Source organism: Pseudomonas sp. SC3(2021) (genome assembly GCF_019856535.1).
Taxonomy (GTDB): domain Bacteria; phylum Pseudomonadota; class Gammaproteobacteria; order Pseudomonadales; family Pseudomonadaceae; genus Aquipseudomonas; species Aquipseudomonas monsensis.
Genome location: NZ_CP082236.1, coordinates 45484 through 60158, shown reverse-complemented (window position 1 = coordinate 60158; position 14675 = coordinate 45484). Strand labels below are relative to the sequence as shown.

Genomic DNA, 14675 nt, shown 5'->3' with positions numbered 1-14675 from the left:
CCCTCCTCAGTTTTTCACGGTGAAATAAGTGTTGGTCCAGTTACCGCCACCGTTGTACGAACGGGGGAAGGCATTCAGTGCACGAGTCGAGTAGCCGTAGATCGAATCCGCCACCAGCACGTAGTCGCCGTTGGTGCCATAGATCGTCAGGAAGTGCGCACCGCCGCCGTACCAGGCGCAGCGCAGGCCGACCGGGCGGCCCATGCTGATCTGGTTCCGAATGGCTGACATCTGCAACGAGCCCTGATTCATGCCGTTGTAACTACGGGTGATCCGCAGCGCGGTGTCCAGATAGCCGTAGACGTTGCACGGGCCGGGTTGATTGCAGCAGTTGCGATCCAGCGCCGCGCTGGCCACCCCGCACTGGGTCCAGGACCCCGTGCCGTAATAGTTGCCGACCGAGGCGGAAACGGCAGCCCAGCACCAATTGGTCTGAGTTTGCTGCTGCATGTTGAAGTTGAGACTGGCGGCCAGGGCGCTGACCTGTTCAGCGGCTTCGGCTTCGACCAGTTGCGGGTCGAGCAAAGCGCCGATAAGGCACCTTGGCAGGGTTTCGCCGGTAAATCGGGTTGCTTCAGTGGTTAACATCTTTCAATCCTCCATGAGTGAAAACAAGCGTCCAGCTTGTGTGGTGTCGCGATGTTGCCGAGCAATCGGTGGCTAACGGTTTTCATCTTCGATGAATGGTGCCGATCTCCTTGCTCAATGTAACCTTAGCCTTGATATGCATTTTCGCAAGAAAATAAATGCATTTATGCATTTTCGAAGGCAAAGAATCGCAGCCTGTGACAACTCCTACGATGATCTGGGTAGGTGCTGTTGCAGGCTGCGATCCTTGTTTTTCAGCTCTCGGCTTTTTTCTCGGCGGTGCCCAACTCTTTCAACCGCTGATCAATCAACTGGCACTTGTCCGGCAAATCCTTGCTGGCCGTACCCAGGTCCATCTTCTGTAACTCGGCGTTGATCTCCTTGGCCTTGTCCGGATTCTGCTCAGTGAGTTTGGCGACTTCCTTGGCCAGTTGTTCACGCTTGGCAGTGGCTTCTTCCGGCGTGCAGGCCCAGACGGGCAGGGCGCAGGCGAGGGTGGCGGCGAGGGTGAGCTTGATCAGGTTTTTCATGGGGGCGGGCCTCCGGTCCGGGTAAGGCGGGTTAACCGGTGGAGGCCTCGCTGCGATGAAAAGTTCAGTCTGCGCAGGCTTTCAGCTCGTATGGCAGCAACTTGAAGGGGGTTGTCCCTCATACCGATCATGATGCCGCACCCATTCCATGATCTCGTCTTCATTCCTGCCCTTGGGCGTGAGGTCGAGGTAGTGATAGGCGCCGACCAACATGTCCAGCCCACGGGCATAGGTTGAATAGGTGTGGAAAATCTCTCCTGCCTGATCGCGATAGAACACACTCAGCCCGGGCATTTCTTCTTCGCAGCTGTCAGTTTTTTCGTAGTTGTACGTAGCTTTTCCGGCCTCGGCGTCTTCGGCCCGAGCGCAGACAGCAAAGTCGTAGTTGAAATCGGAGCCGTCTGACGACACCCAGGCGAATTTCCAGCCCATCCGCCGTTTAAAGTCTTGAAACTCGCTGAACGGTGCGTGTGAAACGGCGACCACGGAAATGTCGTGATGGGCCAGGTGCTGGTTGGCGCCGTCGATATGGTCGCTGAGGAACGAGCAGCCCTGGCAACCTTCTTCCCAGCCCTTGGCGAACATGAAGTGGTAAACCACCAGTTGACTGTGTTGGCCGAACAGGTCGGCCAGTTTCAACTCGCCGTCCGGGCCCTGGAAACGGTAGTCCTTGTCGATTTTCACCCACGGCAATGCGCGGCGCTTGGCGCTGAGGCGATCGCGCTCCCGGGTGAAGGCCTTTTCTTCCGCCAGGTGCTGCTTGCGGGCGGCGAGCCATTCTTCGCGCGACACCACCGGATGATTCTCAACGTTCATGATGATTTCTCCTGCGGGGTTGAAACCGTGTGTTTCAGACTAGTCGTTCAACCCTGGCAGCAATCGACAGACCGCCGGTCGGTCGGCGCGGAAAATGCGGCTGAACGGCTGCGGACGGCCTCGGTCACAACCTATGAACGCGCCAATAATCACGCGCACCGGAGGTTGAATCAGGATGACGACTTATAACTGGGATTTGATTGAGCGCTTGCTGCACGAAGTGCAGAACAGCGCTGGCCACAGTTTCGCCCCGCGGGCCTATGCCGAAGACTATGCGGCGGAGAAAGCCGGCGCCGGCGAACCGATCGAGAATCTGGATCATCTGAAAACGCTGGCCTGCGAGTATGAAAGGTTGCTGCTGTTGCGTGGCTACATCGCACCGCGTCCGGATGAGGAGGGCAGCACGGGGAACAATTTTGTGCTGACGCCGCGCGGATCGAGCCTGTTGAGTCTGATCGACAGCAGCATTCCCGGTAATGACCATCCGCGCCAGGTGCTGGATGAGCAGGAAGATGCGCTGGCTGAGGCGACGTTCGATGTCGTCGCGTCCAAGGCACAGATCGCCTGAAGGTCTTGTGTGGGAGCGAGCGAGCCCGCTCCCACATCGGGTCTCTGTTTTTTCAGTTTCTCTGTGCGGCCTTGAGACACTTGAGGTCGTTGAAATCCTTGCGCACTCCCTCGATCTTCTTCAGCAACCGCTGGCGCTGTTGCGGCGTACTGTCGGCCATCAGATCCACAAACAACGCACGCGCCTGGGCTTCGGTATTGGCGTAAGCCTTCTGGTACTCCGGTGTCCATAAACGTTCGCGATTGACCAGAAGCGTTTCGATGCGCTGTGGGAATTCGGCACTGTTGCGCTGGGCCACGGCGGCGCTGAATTGCTGCTGCCAGTGCGCGCGGTTGGCGATCCACTGGGCGTTTTGATCGCCAAGTGCGGTCGACCAGGCCATCACCCGTTGTTCCTGGGTAACGCTCAGCGGGCCCAGCCAATCGGTCAAGCGCTTGTCCATGCGTGCGCCGCGTTCGGCAATCTGCTGGGCCAGCGGGGGTTTGACGTATTCCCGTTCCCGTTTGCGCAGGTCCTTGGCAAAGGCGTCGTTCATTTCCGCGACCTGTTTATCGTCCAGCCCTTGCAGCAGTTCAATGGCCGACGGCGTGATCTGGCGCGCGGTATCGGCGATGGCCTGTCTGGCTTCTGCGGTTCGCGCTTGCAGTGCCGCGTCGCTTACCTGATTGGTTTCAACCATGGTCTGCAAGCGATCCAGCCAGTCGAGATAGCCGGGCAATTGCGTGGTGCAGTGCCAGCTCAGGTGTGTCTTGAGGCGTTCGTTGAACCAGTCTTTCTGCTCGCCATTCATGTCCACGTAGTCGCTGAGCGACCATGGAATGATCACGTCGAGGTTGCGGTACGCGAGGCCGACGCGGCTGCAGGCGCCAAGGGCGAGGGTGAAGATCAACAGTGCGGTAATGTGCTTGAACCAGCGAGACATGGGCGAATCCTTGCGATGGCCAGCCTGGGGAATCTGATTCTTATGTGAACGCAGAATGAACCCGGCAGTTCAGCCGATCAATAGAACGCGCGCGCAGCCTTGAGGGTGACGAGGCCGTCGCACTGGCTGTTGTGCCCGGAATAAGCCGAGCAATCGCTGCCGCTGAGACTGGAGTTGCTGTAGATCAGATCGAGATCGACGCCCATGAACGGCCGGGACAGTTTCACTGACCAGTCGGTAAAACTGCTGACATACCCACCGTCGACGGCGACCGGCGTGTTCAGTTGGTGGGTGGTGTATTTCATGCTGACACCAATGCCGAACGGTTGATTGCCGCCAAGATCGGCAAACAACGTGTTGTTCTGTTTATCCGGATCGTTGCTCAGGGCCACGCCGAAACGACTGCCGAGCAGCGTCAGGCCACCGAACAGCTCCTGGCTGTCGAGGGTGTCCACTTCGGGATAGCTGTAGTGAATCATCCCGACTTCGTAGCCGAGCGTCTGGTCGAAGGGTTGTTTAAAGCCGATGTAGGAATCGACTTCGAGGTCTTTGCCCGGGGTGATACCCATGCTGGGTGCATATTGGCCGAAATAGAGACCGCTGTTGTGGCTCAGGTCGAGGCCGCCGTGGAACGAGCCGACCGCCGCCGGTTTGACCAGGCCTTGCGCCATACTGCGGGCGGGAGTGGTGCCCAGTTTAAGGTCGAAATCGCCGAGTTCCCGCTGGAAGATCTGCGCGTGCACGGTCGAGCAGACCAGCAGGCCTGCAAGCAATAAACGGGAAGATGTGCGCATGCGTCACTCCATGAACAGCGAGCGCAGGCGGCGGGCCTGCTGAAACGCTTGATCTAGACGCGTGCAAGGATACCGGCGAATGATCGGCATTGATGGCCGTTCGTCGATTACTGAATATTTGCTGTGTGATTTGTTTAAAGCGAGGAGGGTCTGATGCGGTGCCAGTCCAGGCGCTTCGAAGCTCAAAGCGCCTCTGGACGGGTGTAAAACCGGGTGTTACTTCTTGCCCAGGCTGATCTGCTTGGACGGACCGAACGTCTGGCCACTGACGCCTTTGGCAATTTGCTGAATTTCGCCGCCGGACTTGAGGAACGCTGCGATCTGATCGTTGATCGATTCGCTGGTTTCAACGGCTGGAGCTGGCTTTGCTTTGCTGGTGGATGCTTTTACACGCATGGCGGCCATTAACCTGTAGAAAAGTAACTCGGCCAGGCATCGTACAGGAATAACTTGACAATTGCTTGGTAAATATCCCCCGGAATAACCCACTGGGTTACTGCATTATTGTCGATTAATTACTTGGGATATCTGCCTAACCTGCTGTTTTAAATAAGAACATTGATGCTTTGGGGCACGCTGATATCACGCGGGCATGGACCGCACCCGACTGACGAGCGGCACCTGGCGTGTGCGCAGCCAAGGAAAATCAAGACTCCGCGCAGATTTTGCGCAACGCGCCGATCTGCCGCCCGACGTTGCCGGTAAAACCGGGTAGAATGCCGCCCACGCAATGAGGGTTCTGGAAATGGCTTTAGTCGGGCGTTACAACAGTTTGCAAGTGGTTAAACACACTAACTTCGGTTTATATCTGGACGGCGGTGCCGACGGCGAAATTCTTTTGCCCAACCGTTATATCCCCAAAGATATTCCCAGCGAAGATGAAGACTGGCTCAACGTATTTATTTATCTGGACAGCGAAGACAAACTTCTCGCTACCACGGAAAAACCAAAAGTTCAGGTCGGTGAATTTGCCAGCCTGAAAGTTGTTGAAGTCAACAGCATCGGTGTGTTCCTCGATTGGGGCTTGCCGAAGGATCTGTTGCTGCCGTATTCCGAAGAAAAACGGCAGATGACGGCTGGCGAGTACTGCGTGGTGCACGTCTACCTCGACAAGCACACCCGGCGCATCACCGCCACCGCGCGCCTGGATCGTTACCTCGACAAAACCCCGGCCAACTACAGTGCCGGGCAGGAAGTCGATCTGCTGGTGGCCGAAGCCACCGACATGGGCTTCAAGGCGATCATCAACAACAAGCACTGGGGCTTGATCCACAAGAATGAGATCTTCAAGTTCATGCGTTCCGGCATGCGCGAGAAGGGCTTCATCAAGGAAGTGCGCGCCGACGGCAAAATCAGTCTCAGCCTGCAACCGGTGGGTCAGGAAGCGGCCAGCAGCCTGAGTTCGAAGATCCTCACCAAGTTGCGCGAAAACGACGGCACCCTGGCGGTCAGCGACAAGAGCGATCCGGCACTGATCAGCAGCCTGTTCGGCGTCAGCAAGGGCAACTTCAAGAAGGCCATCGGTTCGTTGTACAAGGATGGCAAGATCGTCATTCATGCCGATCGCATTGAACTAACCTGAGCCTTTCGGAGCCCATGTTGCATGGGCTCATTCGAGGTCGGGTAAATGAAAAAAACGCTGCTTGCTTATATCTCCACGCTGTTGGCATTTCTGCTGCTCGACGGTATCTGGCTCGGCTTGTTGATGGCGCCGACCTATCGCGAGTTGCTCGGTGCGCTGATGCTCGAAAAACCGTTGCTGGTTCCGGCAGCGGTTTTTTATTGCCTGTATGTTTTTGGCTGCGTGGTGTTTGCGGTGTTGCCGGCGGCGACATGGCAATGGGCGGCGAAGCGCGGGGCTTTGCTGGGGCTGGTGGCGTATGGCACCTATGACCTGACCAATTGGGCGACGTTGCGCGGGTGGTCGGTGCAGGTGACCCTGATGGATTGGGCGTGGGGAACGTTTGCCACGGCTGTGGCTTGTGCTGTCGGGTTTTTGCTGACCAGACGACTGCTCAATTCAGCTTCTTGAACTGGGTTGATTGAGCTGACGTCATCGCTGGCAAGTCAGACTCCCACAGGGTTTTGTGTCGAACAAAAGCTCAGTGAGCAACCCGGTCATTGTGGGAGCTGGCTTGCCAGCGCCTGGCGGCGCAGCCGACAACCATTCACCGCTGACGCAACAGACAAACTGAATGTCTTTTCCAGACGGCTTTTTCTGTCTGGCTGATTGATAATCCCCGACATTGATTTGTGACCATTGGATGGCCTGCCATGTTGTGTGTAATCGAGGTGTTGCCGTGAGTGTCGATCGGCGCAATGCCGATCGTTTTGCCCTGCAGGTGATGATCGGCCTATGCCTGATCTGGGGCGTGCAGCAGGTGATGATCAAGTGGGCTGCAGCGGACATTGCCCCGGTGATGCAGGCGGCGGGGCGCTCGGGGATTTCCGCGCTGCTGGTGGGCTTGCTGATTTGCTGGAAGGGCGGTTGGGCGCAGGTCGGCAACACCTGGCGTGGCGGCTTGCTGGCCGGTGCGCTGTTTGGTCTGGAGTTCTTCTTCATCGCCGAAGGCTTGCAGCTGACCACCGCGGCGCACATGTCGGTGTTCCTCTACACCGCGCCGATTTTCACCGCACTGGGCGTGCATTTTCTGTTGGCCAGCGAACGCCTGCGGCCGTTGCAATGGTTGGGCATCCTGCTCGCGTTCATCGGTATTGCGATAGCCTTCGCCGGCGGCGTGTCGTGGGATAACCTCGACCACCGCATGCTGCTCGGCGATGCCTTGGGTGTGCTCGCGGGCGCCTGCTGGGGGGCGACCACCGTCGTGGTGCGTGCCTCGCGGCTGTCGGAAGCGCCGGTCACCCTGACCCTGTTCTATCAGTTGATCGTCGGCTTCCTCGGCCTGTTGTTGATCGCGCTGTTCAGCGGCCAGATCAGCCATGTCAGCCTGACACCCGTAGCAGTGGCCAGCGTGCTGTTCCAGGGCCTGGTGGTGTCGTTCTTCAGTTACCTGATCTGGTTCTGGCTGCTGCGCCGTTATCTGGCGGCCAACCTCGCGGTGTTCTCGTTCATGACGCCGCTGTTCGGCGTCACCTTCGGCGTGTTGTTGCTCGGCGAACCGCTGAGCGTGAACTTCGTCATCGGCGCCGTGCTGGTGTTGCTCGGCATCACCTTTGTCAGCGCTGAGCAGTGGGTGCGTCGGCGTTTGCGCAAAGCGCTCGGCCAGGGTTAGTCGAGTGCATGGCCAATCCGCCGGCGATCAGCAAACCGCTGCCGGCGATCACCAGCGCGGGATGCAGGCTGGCGCTGAAATGTGTGCTCAGCGCCGCCAGTAACGGACCGCTGAGCTGACCGACGGCAAAGCAGGCGGTCAGCAGGCCGGCGTTGCGCTGGGTCGCGTGGGGCGCCAGTTCCCGCGAGCGCTGCATGACCAGTTGCATGCACGCCAGAAACGGTGTGCCGCAAAGCATCACCCCGAGTGCCAGGCCGAGACCGCTGCCCAGCAGACAGGCAAACACCCCGGCGGCCTGCAGCCACAACGTCGCCATCAACCAGTGCCGCGTGGTCTGCGGATCGTGCCGGCGCAAGCTCACCAGTACCACGCCGATCGCGGCGCCGAGACCGAAGCACGGCCAGAACAGATCCGCCTGCCACTGTCCGTGAAACTGCGCGTTGGCCATCTGCGAAAGAAACGTCGCCGGGATGATGTAGCCGATGCCGTACAGGGCGTAGATCACGCCCAGACGCCCGATGCCGCGATGTGAGGCGCTACCGCTCGCCGCAGTGACCGCTTGCGCCGCGACCGGCTGCGGCAGAAGCCGCCAGACGCCCAGCATCATCAGCAGTGCGGCCGCTGCGTATATCAGCCACAACGTCGAAGATGTTTGCTGCAACAGATGTGAGATCAGTGCCAGCAATCCCGTCAGAAAAATCCCCAGACCCGGCCCGGCAAAAACCAGCGCTCCGAGACGTGGACGACCCGCTGCCGCCGCCAGGGGCTGACTCAGTGAAGTGATCATCACCAGCACCCAGGCACTGGCCACCCCGGTGCCAAAGCGCAACACCAAGTGTGACCAGAAACCATTGGCCCAGAACGATGCCAGGGTCAGCAACACGCACAACCACAAGCCGCCGTGCAGACGCCGCTGCACCTGTTGCGGGCGATGGGCGAACATCGCATCCACCGCACCCAGCAGATAACCAAGGTAATTGGCCGCCGCAATCAGACTGGCGGCTGTCAGGTCGATCTGGCCTTCGCTGAGCAGGTGCGGCATTTGCGGGGTGAGGGCAAAACGGCCGATGCCCATGGCCATCATCAGGGCGACGAAGCAGGCGGATAAGCGAATCAGTGGCGACATGGTCGGGATTCCGTTGAAGGATCAATGACCGTCAGGCTAGGACTGATTGACTTTCTTTAAAATTGAATAATAGTGAGTAACTTGTTCAGTTAAGGAGAGGGCTTGTGGAGTTCAGCCAGCTGCGGATTTTTCAGGCGGTCGCCGAAGAAGGCTCGATCACCCGCGCCGCCGAACGCTTGCACCGAGTGCCGTCGAACCTGTCGACGCGCCTTAAACAGCTGGAAGAACAGCTGGGTGTCGAACTGTTCGTGCGTGAGCGTCAGCGTTTGCAGCTGTCACCTGCGGGAAAAGTCCTGCTGGACTACACCGGCAAGCTGTTTGCCCTGCGCGATCAGGCCAGTGCAGCGGTGATGGGCGGGCAACCGGCCGGCGACTTTGTCCTCGGTACCATGTACAGCACGGCGGCGATTCATCTGCCGGCCCTGTTGGCGCGTTATCACAAGCAATACCCGGCGGTGAACCTGCAGGTGCAATCGGCGCCGAGCGGCGAATTACTGGAAGGTTTGCTGACCGGGCGCCTCGACGCCGCGCTGGTGGACGGCCCGCTGGAACTGGCCGGGCTCGATGGCGTGCCGCTGTGCGAGGAACGTCTGGTGCTGATCACCGAAACCGATCACCCGCCGGTACGCAGCGCCAAGGATGTGGAAGGGCGCTCGGTGTTTACCTTTCGTCGTGGCTGTTCCTACCGCATGCGCCTGGAGGCGTGGTTTTCGCACTATCACGCGACGATGGGCCGCGCGATGGAGATCGAGTCCTACCAGGGCATGCTCGCCTGCGTGATTGCCGGCAGTGGGGTCGCGCTGATGTCGGAGTCGATGCTCGCCAGTCTGCCTGGGCGCGAGAGTGTCGCCGCGCACCTGTTGGCCGAGCCATTCGTGGGTGCGACAACATGGCTTATGTGGCGCAAGGGCATGGTCGGCGCCAACCTGAATGCGTGGGTCGAGGTGCAGCAGGCTGTCTATCCTGCGGCTCAGATTGAAGCGCGAGAAACGGCGTGAACCCATGCCCGCGAATTCTGTTCAATTCAGTAACAGATCATTGCGGATTTGCCCGAGCATTGCGTAGGACTTCGGACTATTATCAGTGCGAAGCGGCCTCAGAATTCCGGCCGCTCAGCACCACCCTGAAGGGGGCATGACGATGAAAGAGAAAATTCAAAACTGGCTGCACGACTTGGGTGTCGCCCTCGGCTTGATCGAACCGCCTCTGCAACCTGTACCGATTCGCACCGATGACGAGCAGCGCCGCCGTCAACAACGGCGCCGGTAGGTAAATCAGCCTGTGAGTGCCACTAGTTGTGGCGAGGGAGTTTGCTCGCGCTCGGCTGCGCAGCAGTCGTAAAGTCAGTGAGCAACGTCTGTCAGGCACAATTGGCGGCTGCTGCGCAGCTCGGTGGGATCCAGTTCCCTTGCCACAGGGTTTTATCTCAGCCCTGTGGACGTGTTTGGCAAATCCTCTCAATGCCTGCCAATCTCCAGCAAAAACCGGCTCAAGTCCTTCGCTGTTTTCGCGGTCTTGAGCATCCGGTCTTCCTCGGCGGTGAATGCCGTCAGTCCGAATTCATCCTCCAGATGAAAGATCAGATCTTCGATATCCGCCTTTTCCAGGCCCAATTGCACCAGGCTGGTGTTGTCGGTGAATTCACGCGACTCCAGCAGGCGCCGAATGTATCGGTGCACAGCGGCACGCACGGCAGCTTTTCTCATGGCAGATATTTCTAGTTGTTTTCTTGCTTGAGTACAGCAGGCCTCACGCGTGGCCGCGCAACCATTCGTCAATCATCGAGTGCAAATGCTCACCGGAAAAACTGCCGAAATGTCCGCCATGAACGGTACGGACCGGTAATGCCTGCAAGCGGCGCAGGCTGGCGGCGTAATCGTGCAGATTGGAGTGGTAGGCGTCTTCGATCAACGGCCCGTTGTAGATGATGTCGCCGCTGAACAGGGTTTGCGTCGCGGCTTCGTACAGGCTGATTCCGCCCGGTGAATGCCCCGGTGTGTGCAGCACTTGCAGCGTGCGATTGCCCAGGTCCAGCACGTCGCCGTCCTCGACCCATCCGGTGGCCGGCGCAGCCTTGACCCGGTATTCGGCGTAGCACAACGGGCAATCGGGATGCGCCTCGAACATGTCATCGCCGACGAAGGCGCGGCTCAAGTCGTTCTCGCCATCCGGCGCGGCGAGAATATCCGCCTCGGCCGGATGCACCAGACGTTCGGCGAATTCGTGATGCCCGGCAATATGGTCGAAGTGGCAATGACTGGCCACTGCCACCAGCGGCCGCTCGGTGATCCACGGCAACTGCTCGCGCAGGCTGACCAGCCCCGAGCCGCTGTCCAGCAACAAGTCTTTGTCGCGGCCCTGAACGAGCCAAAGGTTGCAGCGATAGAACGGGCGAATGTACGGCTCATGAATCAGCCGGATGCCATCGCTCAACGTCTGCACTTCAAACCATTGATCGCGGGGAACGATCTTCATATTCACTGTTTCTCCAGACCCAAAAAAACGGGTGTGGCAACCGACGCCACACCCGTCGAAGAAAGCATCAAGTCGTTACATCGAAGCTTAGATCGCGCTCGCCGCGGTTGCCGGACGAGGGGAGACCAGGCTGACCACTACAAAACTCACCAGGCCGACCGCCAGGCTGTAGTAGATCGGCGTGTTGGCATCCAGACCGTCCTTGAACATGAACAGCAGCGCGGTGGCGAAACCCAGGCCCATGCTGGCGATAGCGCCGGCGGTGGTCGCACGTTTCCAGAAGATCGCGCCGATCAGCGGGATCAGCATGCCGCCCACCAACAGGTTGTAGGCGAGGGTCAGGGCGCTGATCACATCGTTCACCACCAGGGCGATACCGAGAACCACGACACCGGTCAGCAAGGTGAACAGGCGGTTGATGCCCAGGCTCGATTGTTTGCCGCCACGCAGTTTCGGCAGCAGGTCTTCGGTCAGGGTGGTGGCCGCCGCGAGCAGGCCGGCACTGGCGGTGGACATCATGGCCGCCAGCGCAGCGGCGATCACCAGGCCCCGGATACCGTCCGGCAGCGACAGTTTGACGATGGCGGCGAAGGCGTTGTTGACGTTGTCCAGATCCGGGATCAGCACGTGCGCAGCCATGCCGATCAGCGCGCAGGCCAGACCGTAGAGGATGCAGTAGATACCGGCGAGGCTGCCGGCGTATTGGGCGACTTTGGCGGTCTTGACGGTGAACACCCGTTGCCAGATGTCCTGACCGATCAGGATGCCGAAGAAGTAGATCATGAAGTAGGTGATGATCGTGTCCCAGCCGATGGTGGTGAAGTTGAACGCCGCCGCCGGCAGCTTCAGCACCAGTTCGTCCCACCCGCCAACGCGGTACAGGCAGATCGGCAAGAGGATGAACATCAGGCCGACGGTCTTGATGATGAACTGGACGATGTCGGTCAGGGTCAGTGACCACATCCCGCCAATCGCCGAGTAGATCACCACCACACCACCGCCAAGCAGCACCGAGATCCAGAACGGCAGGCCGAACAGTACTTGCAGCACGGTGCCGATCGCCAGGATCGAGGTCACCCCGATCATCAGCGCGTAGGCCAGCATGATCGCCGCGCTCGCCGAGCGGGCCATCGGGTTGTAGCGTTTTTCCAGGACCTGGGTAACGGTGTAGATCTTCAGTTTCAGCAACGGTTTGGCGAGAAACAGGTTCAGCGCGACGATGCCGCAGCCCAGTGCCGCGCATAGCCAGAAACCGGAGATGCCGTGCACATAGCCCAGACGCACAGTGCCGACGGTGGACGCGCCACCGAGTACGGTCGCGGCCATGGTGCCCATGTACAGGCTTGGGCCGAGGTTACGCCCGGCGACCAGAAAGTCCTCGTTGGTCTTGGCCTTGCGCATGCCGTAGTAGCCGAGCAAGAGCATGCCGGCGGCGTAGATGAGGACGACGAATAAATCCAAAGCCATGATGGCGTGTCTCCGATTGTCTTTTTTATGTGAGGCTGAATTCAGTCTCCTGTGGGAGCGAGCTTGCTCCGGGCGGCGATCCGACGAAGGCGTCGGCACATTCAAAAGTGATGTGACTGAAAGATCGCTTTCGCGAGCAAGCTCGCTCCCACAGGGGATAGGTGTTTACTCAGGCGGCTTGCGCTTTAGTCGACGGTTCCCCGACTTGGCTGCGGGCATCCTTCGGGCCGAACACTTCCCGTGGTTCCGGGAACAGGCTCAGCAGCGTCAGGTACACCACCGACGCCAGGCCCAGGGTCACCGGCAAGCTGATGTCGATGCCACCGGCCATCTCGCCCAGCGGGCCGACGAACTGCCCCGGCAGGTTGACGAAGCACAGGCCAACCGCCGCGCTCGGGATCCACGCGCCCAGACCACGCCAGTTCCAGCCGTGGTTGAACCAGTAGCGGCCGCCCTGTTCGCCACGGGTGAACACTTGCAAGTCATCCGGGCAGTAGAAGCCGCGACGTACCAGCAGGCCGATGATCATGATCACCATCCACGGGGTGGTGCAGGTGATGATCAGCACAGCGAAGGTCGACACGCTTTGCACCAGATTCGCCGCGAAGCGCCCGATGAAGATGAAGGCAATCGACAGCACGCCGATCAGCAGCGTCGCCTTGACCCGCGACAGCACGCGCGGGAACACGCTGGACATGTCCAGCCCGGTGCCATACAGCGAAGTGGTGCCGGTGGACATGCCACCGATCACCGCAATCAGGCACACCGGCAGGAAGAACCAGCTTGGCGACACCGCCAGCAAACCGCCCACGTAGTTGTTCGCCGCGATGTAGTCCGGCGCCTTGATCGCGACAATGGTCGCGGTGGCCAGACCGAACAGGAACGGGATGAACGTGGCGATCTGCGACAGCACCACGGCGGCCATGATCCGTTGCTTGGAGGTGTCACGCGGGATGTAGCGCGACCAGTCGCCGAGGAACGCACCGAAGGAAATCGGGTTGCTCATCGCCACCAGCGCAGCTCCGATGAACGCGGCCCAGAAGCCCGATTGACCGAGGCTCACCGTGCCGGCGTAATTCACGTCGAAAGGACCGGCAAAGGCGAAGATGCCCAGCAGGAACAACAGGCTGGCGCTCCACACCGCGATCTTGTTCACCCACAGCAGAAAGCGGAAGCCGTAGATGCACACGGTCAGCACCAGAATCGCGAACAGACCGTAGGCCAGGCCTAGGGTCAGGTCGGTTTCCGGCAAACCGATCAGGCGTTTCGCACCACCGATCAGCGCATCCCCCGAACTCCACACCGAGAGCGAGAAAAACGCGATAGCGGTCAACAGCGACAGGAATGAACCGACGATCCGCCCGTGCACGCCGAAGTGCGCACCGGAGGACACGGCATTGTTGGTACCGTTGATCGGGCCGAACAGGCCCATCGGTGCGAGGATCAGCGAACCCAGCAGCACGCCCAGCACAATCGCCCAGACGCCAGCCTGAAAAGACAGGCCGAACAGCACCGGGAAACTGCCGAGCACGGCGGTGGCAAAGGTGTTCGAACCACCGAAGATCATCCGGAACAAGTCCGTCGGGCCTGCGGTGCGTTCGTGGTCCGGGATCTGCTCGACCCCGTGGGTTTCGATTTGCGTAAGGCTTTGGTCGTTGTTGTTGTTATTCATGATCTGCTCCGATCATAAAGGCGCGCCTCATCGTGCGTGTGGCGTCACCTGTTTGGCTAAGGGGATGGCAGCCCTTCCGGCATTGCGGACAAATGTTCGTGGCAGGCCAGCCAATGGCCTTGTTGTTCTAGGCTCGACGCTTGTTTCCTGAAAACAATCGTCTCGCGCTCCTGGCTGAAGTGTTGCTCCCCTTGCATGCGCAGCTCGGTGGCCACGTCATGGATGAAAATCGCCACATCACCTTGCAGGCTGACGAAGGCGTTGCTCGACGTGCACGACAGCACTTCAAAGCCATCCTCGGTGCGCCAGCGGTCCCACAAGGCCTGATAGGCATCGCGCGACAGCAGGGGCTGTTCGAGGGTGTAGAACACGAAACTCGCATCGGCGCTGAACGCGCCGAGGTAAGCTTCGCGATCGTTGCGGGCGAAGGCGGACACCAGATCGGCAGCCGCTTTCAGAACCTGATCACGTTCGTTCATGGCCG

18 protein-coding genes are annotated in these 14675 nt (G+C 59.6%); 6 read left to right on the top strand and 12 right to left on the bottom strand.

Annotated elements, in window-relative coordinates; all coding sequences use genetic code 11:
- Positions 1 to 6 precede the first annotated feature (6 nt).
- From K5Y35_RS00245 to K5Y35_RS00235, 3 genes are all read right to left on the bottom strand, one after another.
- On the bottom strand, positions 7 to 588 hold the full coding sequence (locus tag K5Y35_RS00245) for a papain-like cysteine protease family protein (RefSeq protein ID WP_186744642.1): 582 nt from the start codon (positions 586 to 588) through the stop codon (positions 7 to 9).
- A gap of 254 nt (positions 589 to 842) precedes the next feature.
- Entirely contained in the window at positions 843 to 1118 is a 276-nt protein-coding gene (locus tag K5Y35_RS00240; RefSeq protein ID WP_222833458.1) for a hypothetical protein, read from the bottom strand.
- A gap of 81 nt (positions 1119 to 1199) precedes the next feature.
- Positions 1200 to 1934: a DUF899 domain-containing protein gene (locus K5Y35_RS00235; protein ID WP_222833457.1), complete on the bottom strand. Its 735-nt coding sequence runs from the start codon at positions 1932 to 1934 to the stop codon at positions 1200 to 1202.
- Positions 1935 to 2109: 175 nt separating this feature from the next.
- Here K5Y35_RS00235 and K5Y35_RS00230 point away from each other — a divergent pair, with 175 nt between their 5' ends.
- Entirely contained in the window at positions 2110 to 2502 is a 393-nt protein-coding gene (locus K5Y35_RS00230; protein WP_128615120.1) for a transcriptional regulator, read from the top strand.
- 52 nt (positions 2503 to 2554) lie between these two features.
- Here K5Y35_RS00230 and K5Y35_RS00225 read toward each other — a convergent pair whose 3' ends face one another.
- From K5Y35_RS00225 to K5Y35_RS00215, 3 genes are all read right to left on the bottom strand, one after another.
- Positions 2555 to 3424: a DUF6279 family lipoprotein gene (locus tag K5Y35_RS00225; protein WP_123465587.1), complete on the bottom strand. Its 870-nt coding sequence runs from the start codon at positions 3422 to 3424 to the stop codon at positions 2555 to 2557.
- A gap of 77 nt (positions 3425 to 3501) precedes the next feature.
- The gene (locus tag K5Y35_RS00220) at positions 3502 to 4218 is read right to left on the bottom strand and encodes a TorF family putative porin (protein WP_123465589.1); all 717 of its coding nucleotides are present in this window, start codon (positions 4216 to 4218) and stop codon (positions 3502 to 3504) included.
- 216 nt (positions 4219 to 4434) lie between these two features.
- Positions 4435 to 4623: a hypothetical protein gene (locus K5Y35_RS00215; protein WP_016985943.1), complete on the bottom strand. Its 189-nt coding sequence runs from the start codon at positions 4621 to 4623 to the stop codon at positions 4435 to 4437.
- Between the two features lie 340 nt (positions 4624 to 4963).
- Here K5Y35_RS00215 and K5Y35_RS00210 point away from each other — a divergent pair, with 340 nt between their 5' ends.
- From K5Y35_RS00210 to K5Y35_RS00200, 3 genes are all read left to right on the top strand, one after another.
- Positions 4964 to 5800, top strand: a complete 837-nt coding sequence (locus tag K5Y35_RS00210) for a S1 RNA-binding domain-containing protein (protein WP_123465591.1) — start codon at positions 4964 to 4966, stop codon at positions 5798 to 5800.
- Positions 5801 to 5845: 45 nt separating this feature from the next.
- Positions 5846 to 6250, top strand: coding sequence for a DUF2177 family protein (locus K5Y35_RS00205; protein ID WP_222833456.1), 405 nt, complete (start codon positions 5846 to 5848; stop codon positions 6248 to 6250).
- A 268-nt stretch (positions 6251 to 6518) separates the two neighbouring features.
- On the top strand, positions 6519 to 7451 hold the full coding sequence (locus K5Y35_RS00200) for a DMT family transporter (RefSeq protein WP_123465595.1): 933 nt from the start codon (positions 6519 to 6521) through the stop codon (positions 7449 to 7451).
- Here the strand turns inward: K5Y35_RS00200 and K5Y35_RS00195 are convergent.
- Positions 7396 to 8577, bottom strand: a complete 1182-nt coding sequence (locus K5Y35_RS00195; protein WP_222833455.1) for an MFS transporter — start codon at positions 8575 to 8577, stop codon at positions 7396 to 7398. The genes K5Y35_RS00200 and K5Y35_RS00195 overlap by 56 nt on opposite strands.
- Positions 8578 to 8681: 104 nt before the next feature.
- Between K5Y35_RS00195 and ptrR the strand changes: the two genes are divergently transcribed.
- Entirely contained in the window at positions 8682 to 9575 is an 894-nt protein-coding gene (gene ptrR, locus K5Y35_RS00190) for a putrescine utilization regulator PtrR (protein ID WP_123465599.1), read from the top strand.
- 142 nt (positions 9576 to 9717) lie between these two features.
- Positions 9718 to 9846, top strand: a complete 129-nt coding sequence (locus tag K5Y35_RS27755; RefSeq protein ID WP_007914492.1) for a PA1414 family protein — start codon at positions 9718 to 9720, stop codon at positions 9844 to 9846.
- 188 nt (positions 9847 to 10034) lie between these two features.
- On the opposite strand, the gene K5Y35_RS00185 is transcribed toward K5Y35_RS27755, so the two are convergent.
- The 5 genes from K5Y35_RS00185 to K5Y35_RS00165 form a co-directional block, all read right to left on the bottom strand.
- A complete protein-coding gene (locus tag K5Y35_RS00185) occupies positions 10035 to 10283 on the bottom strand; it encodes an acyl carrier protein (RefSeq protein ID WP_123465601.1) in 249 nt (82 codons plus the stop codon).
- A gap of 43 nt (positions 10284 to 10326) precedes the next feature.
- Entirely contained in the window at positions 10327 to 11052 is a 726-nt protein-coding gene (locus K5Y35_RS00180) for an MBL fold metallo-hydrolase (RefSeq protein WP_222833454.1), read from the bottom strand.
- Positions 11053 to 11139: 87 nt separating this feature from the next.
- Complete coding sequence (locus K5Y35_RS00175; protein WP_123465604.1) at positions 11140 to 12519, bottom strand: sodium:solute symporter; 1380 nt, start codon at positions 12517 to 12519, stop codon at positions 11140 to 11142.
- 169 nt (positions 12520 to 12688) lie between these two features.
- Positions 12689 to 14191 (bottom strand): purine-cytosine permease family protein, encoded by a 1503-nt coding sequence (locus K5Y35_RS00170; protein ID WP_222833453.1) that lies wholly within the window; start codon positions 14189 to 14191, stop codon positions 12689 to 12691.
- 56 nt (positions 14192 to 14247) lie between these two features.
- Complete coding sequence (locus K5Y35_RS00165; RefSeq protein WP_222833452.1) at positions 14248 to 14670, bottom strand: YybH family protein; 423 nt, start codon at positions 14668 to 14670, stop codon at positions 14248 to 14250.
- Positions 14671 to 14675: the final 5 nt, after the last annotated feature.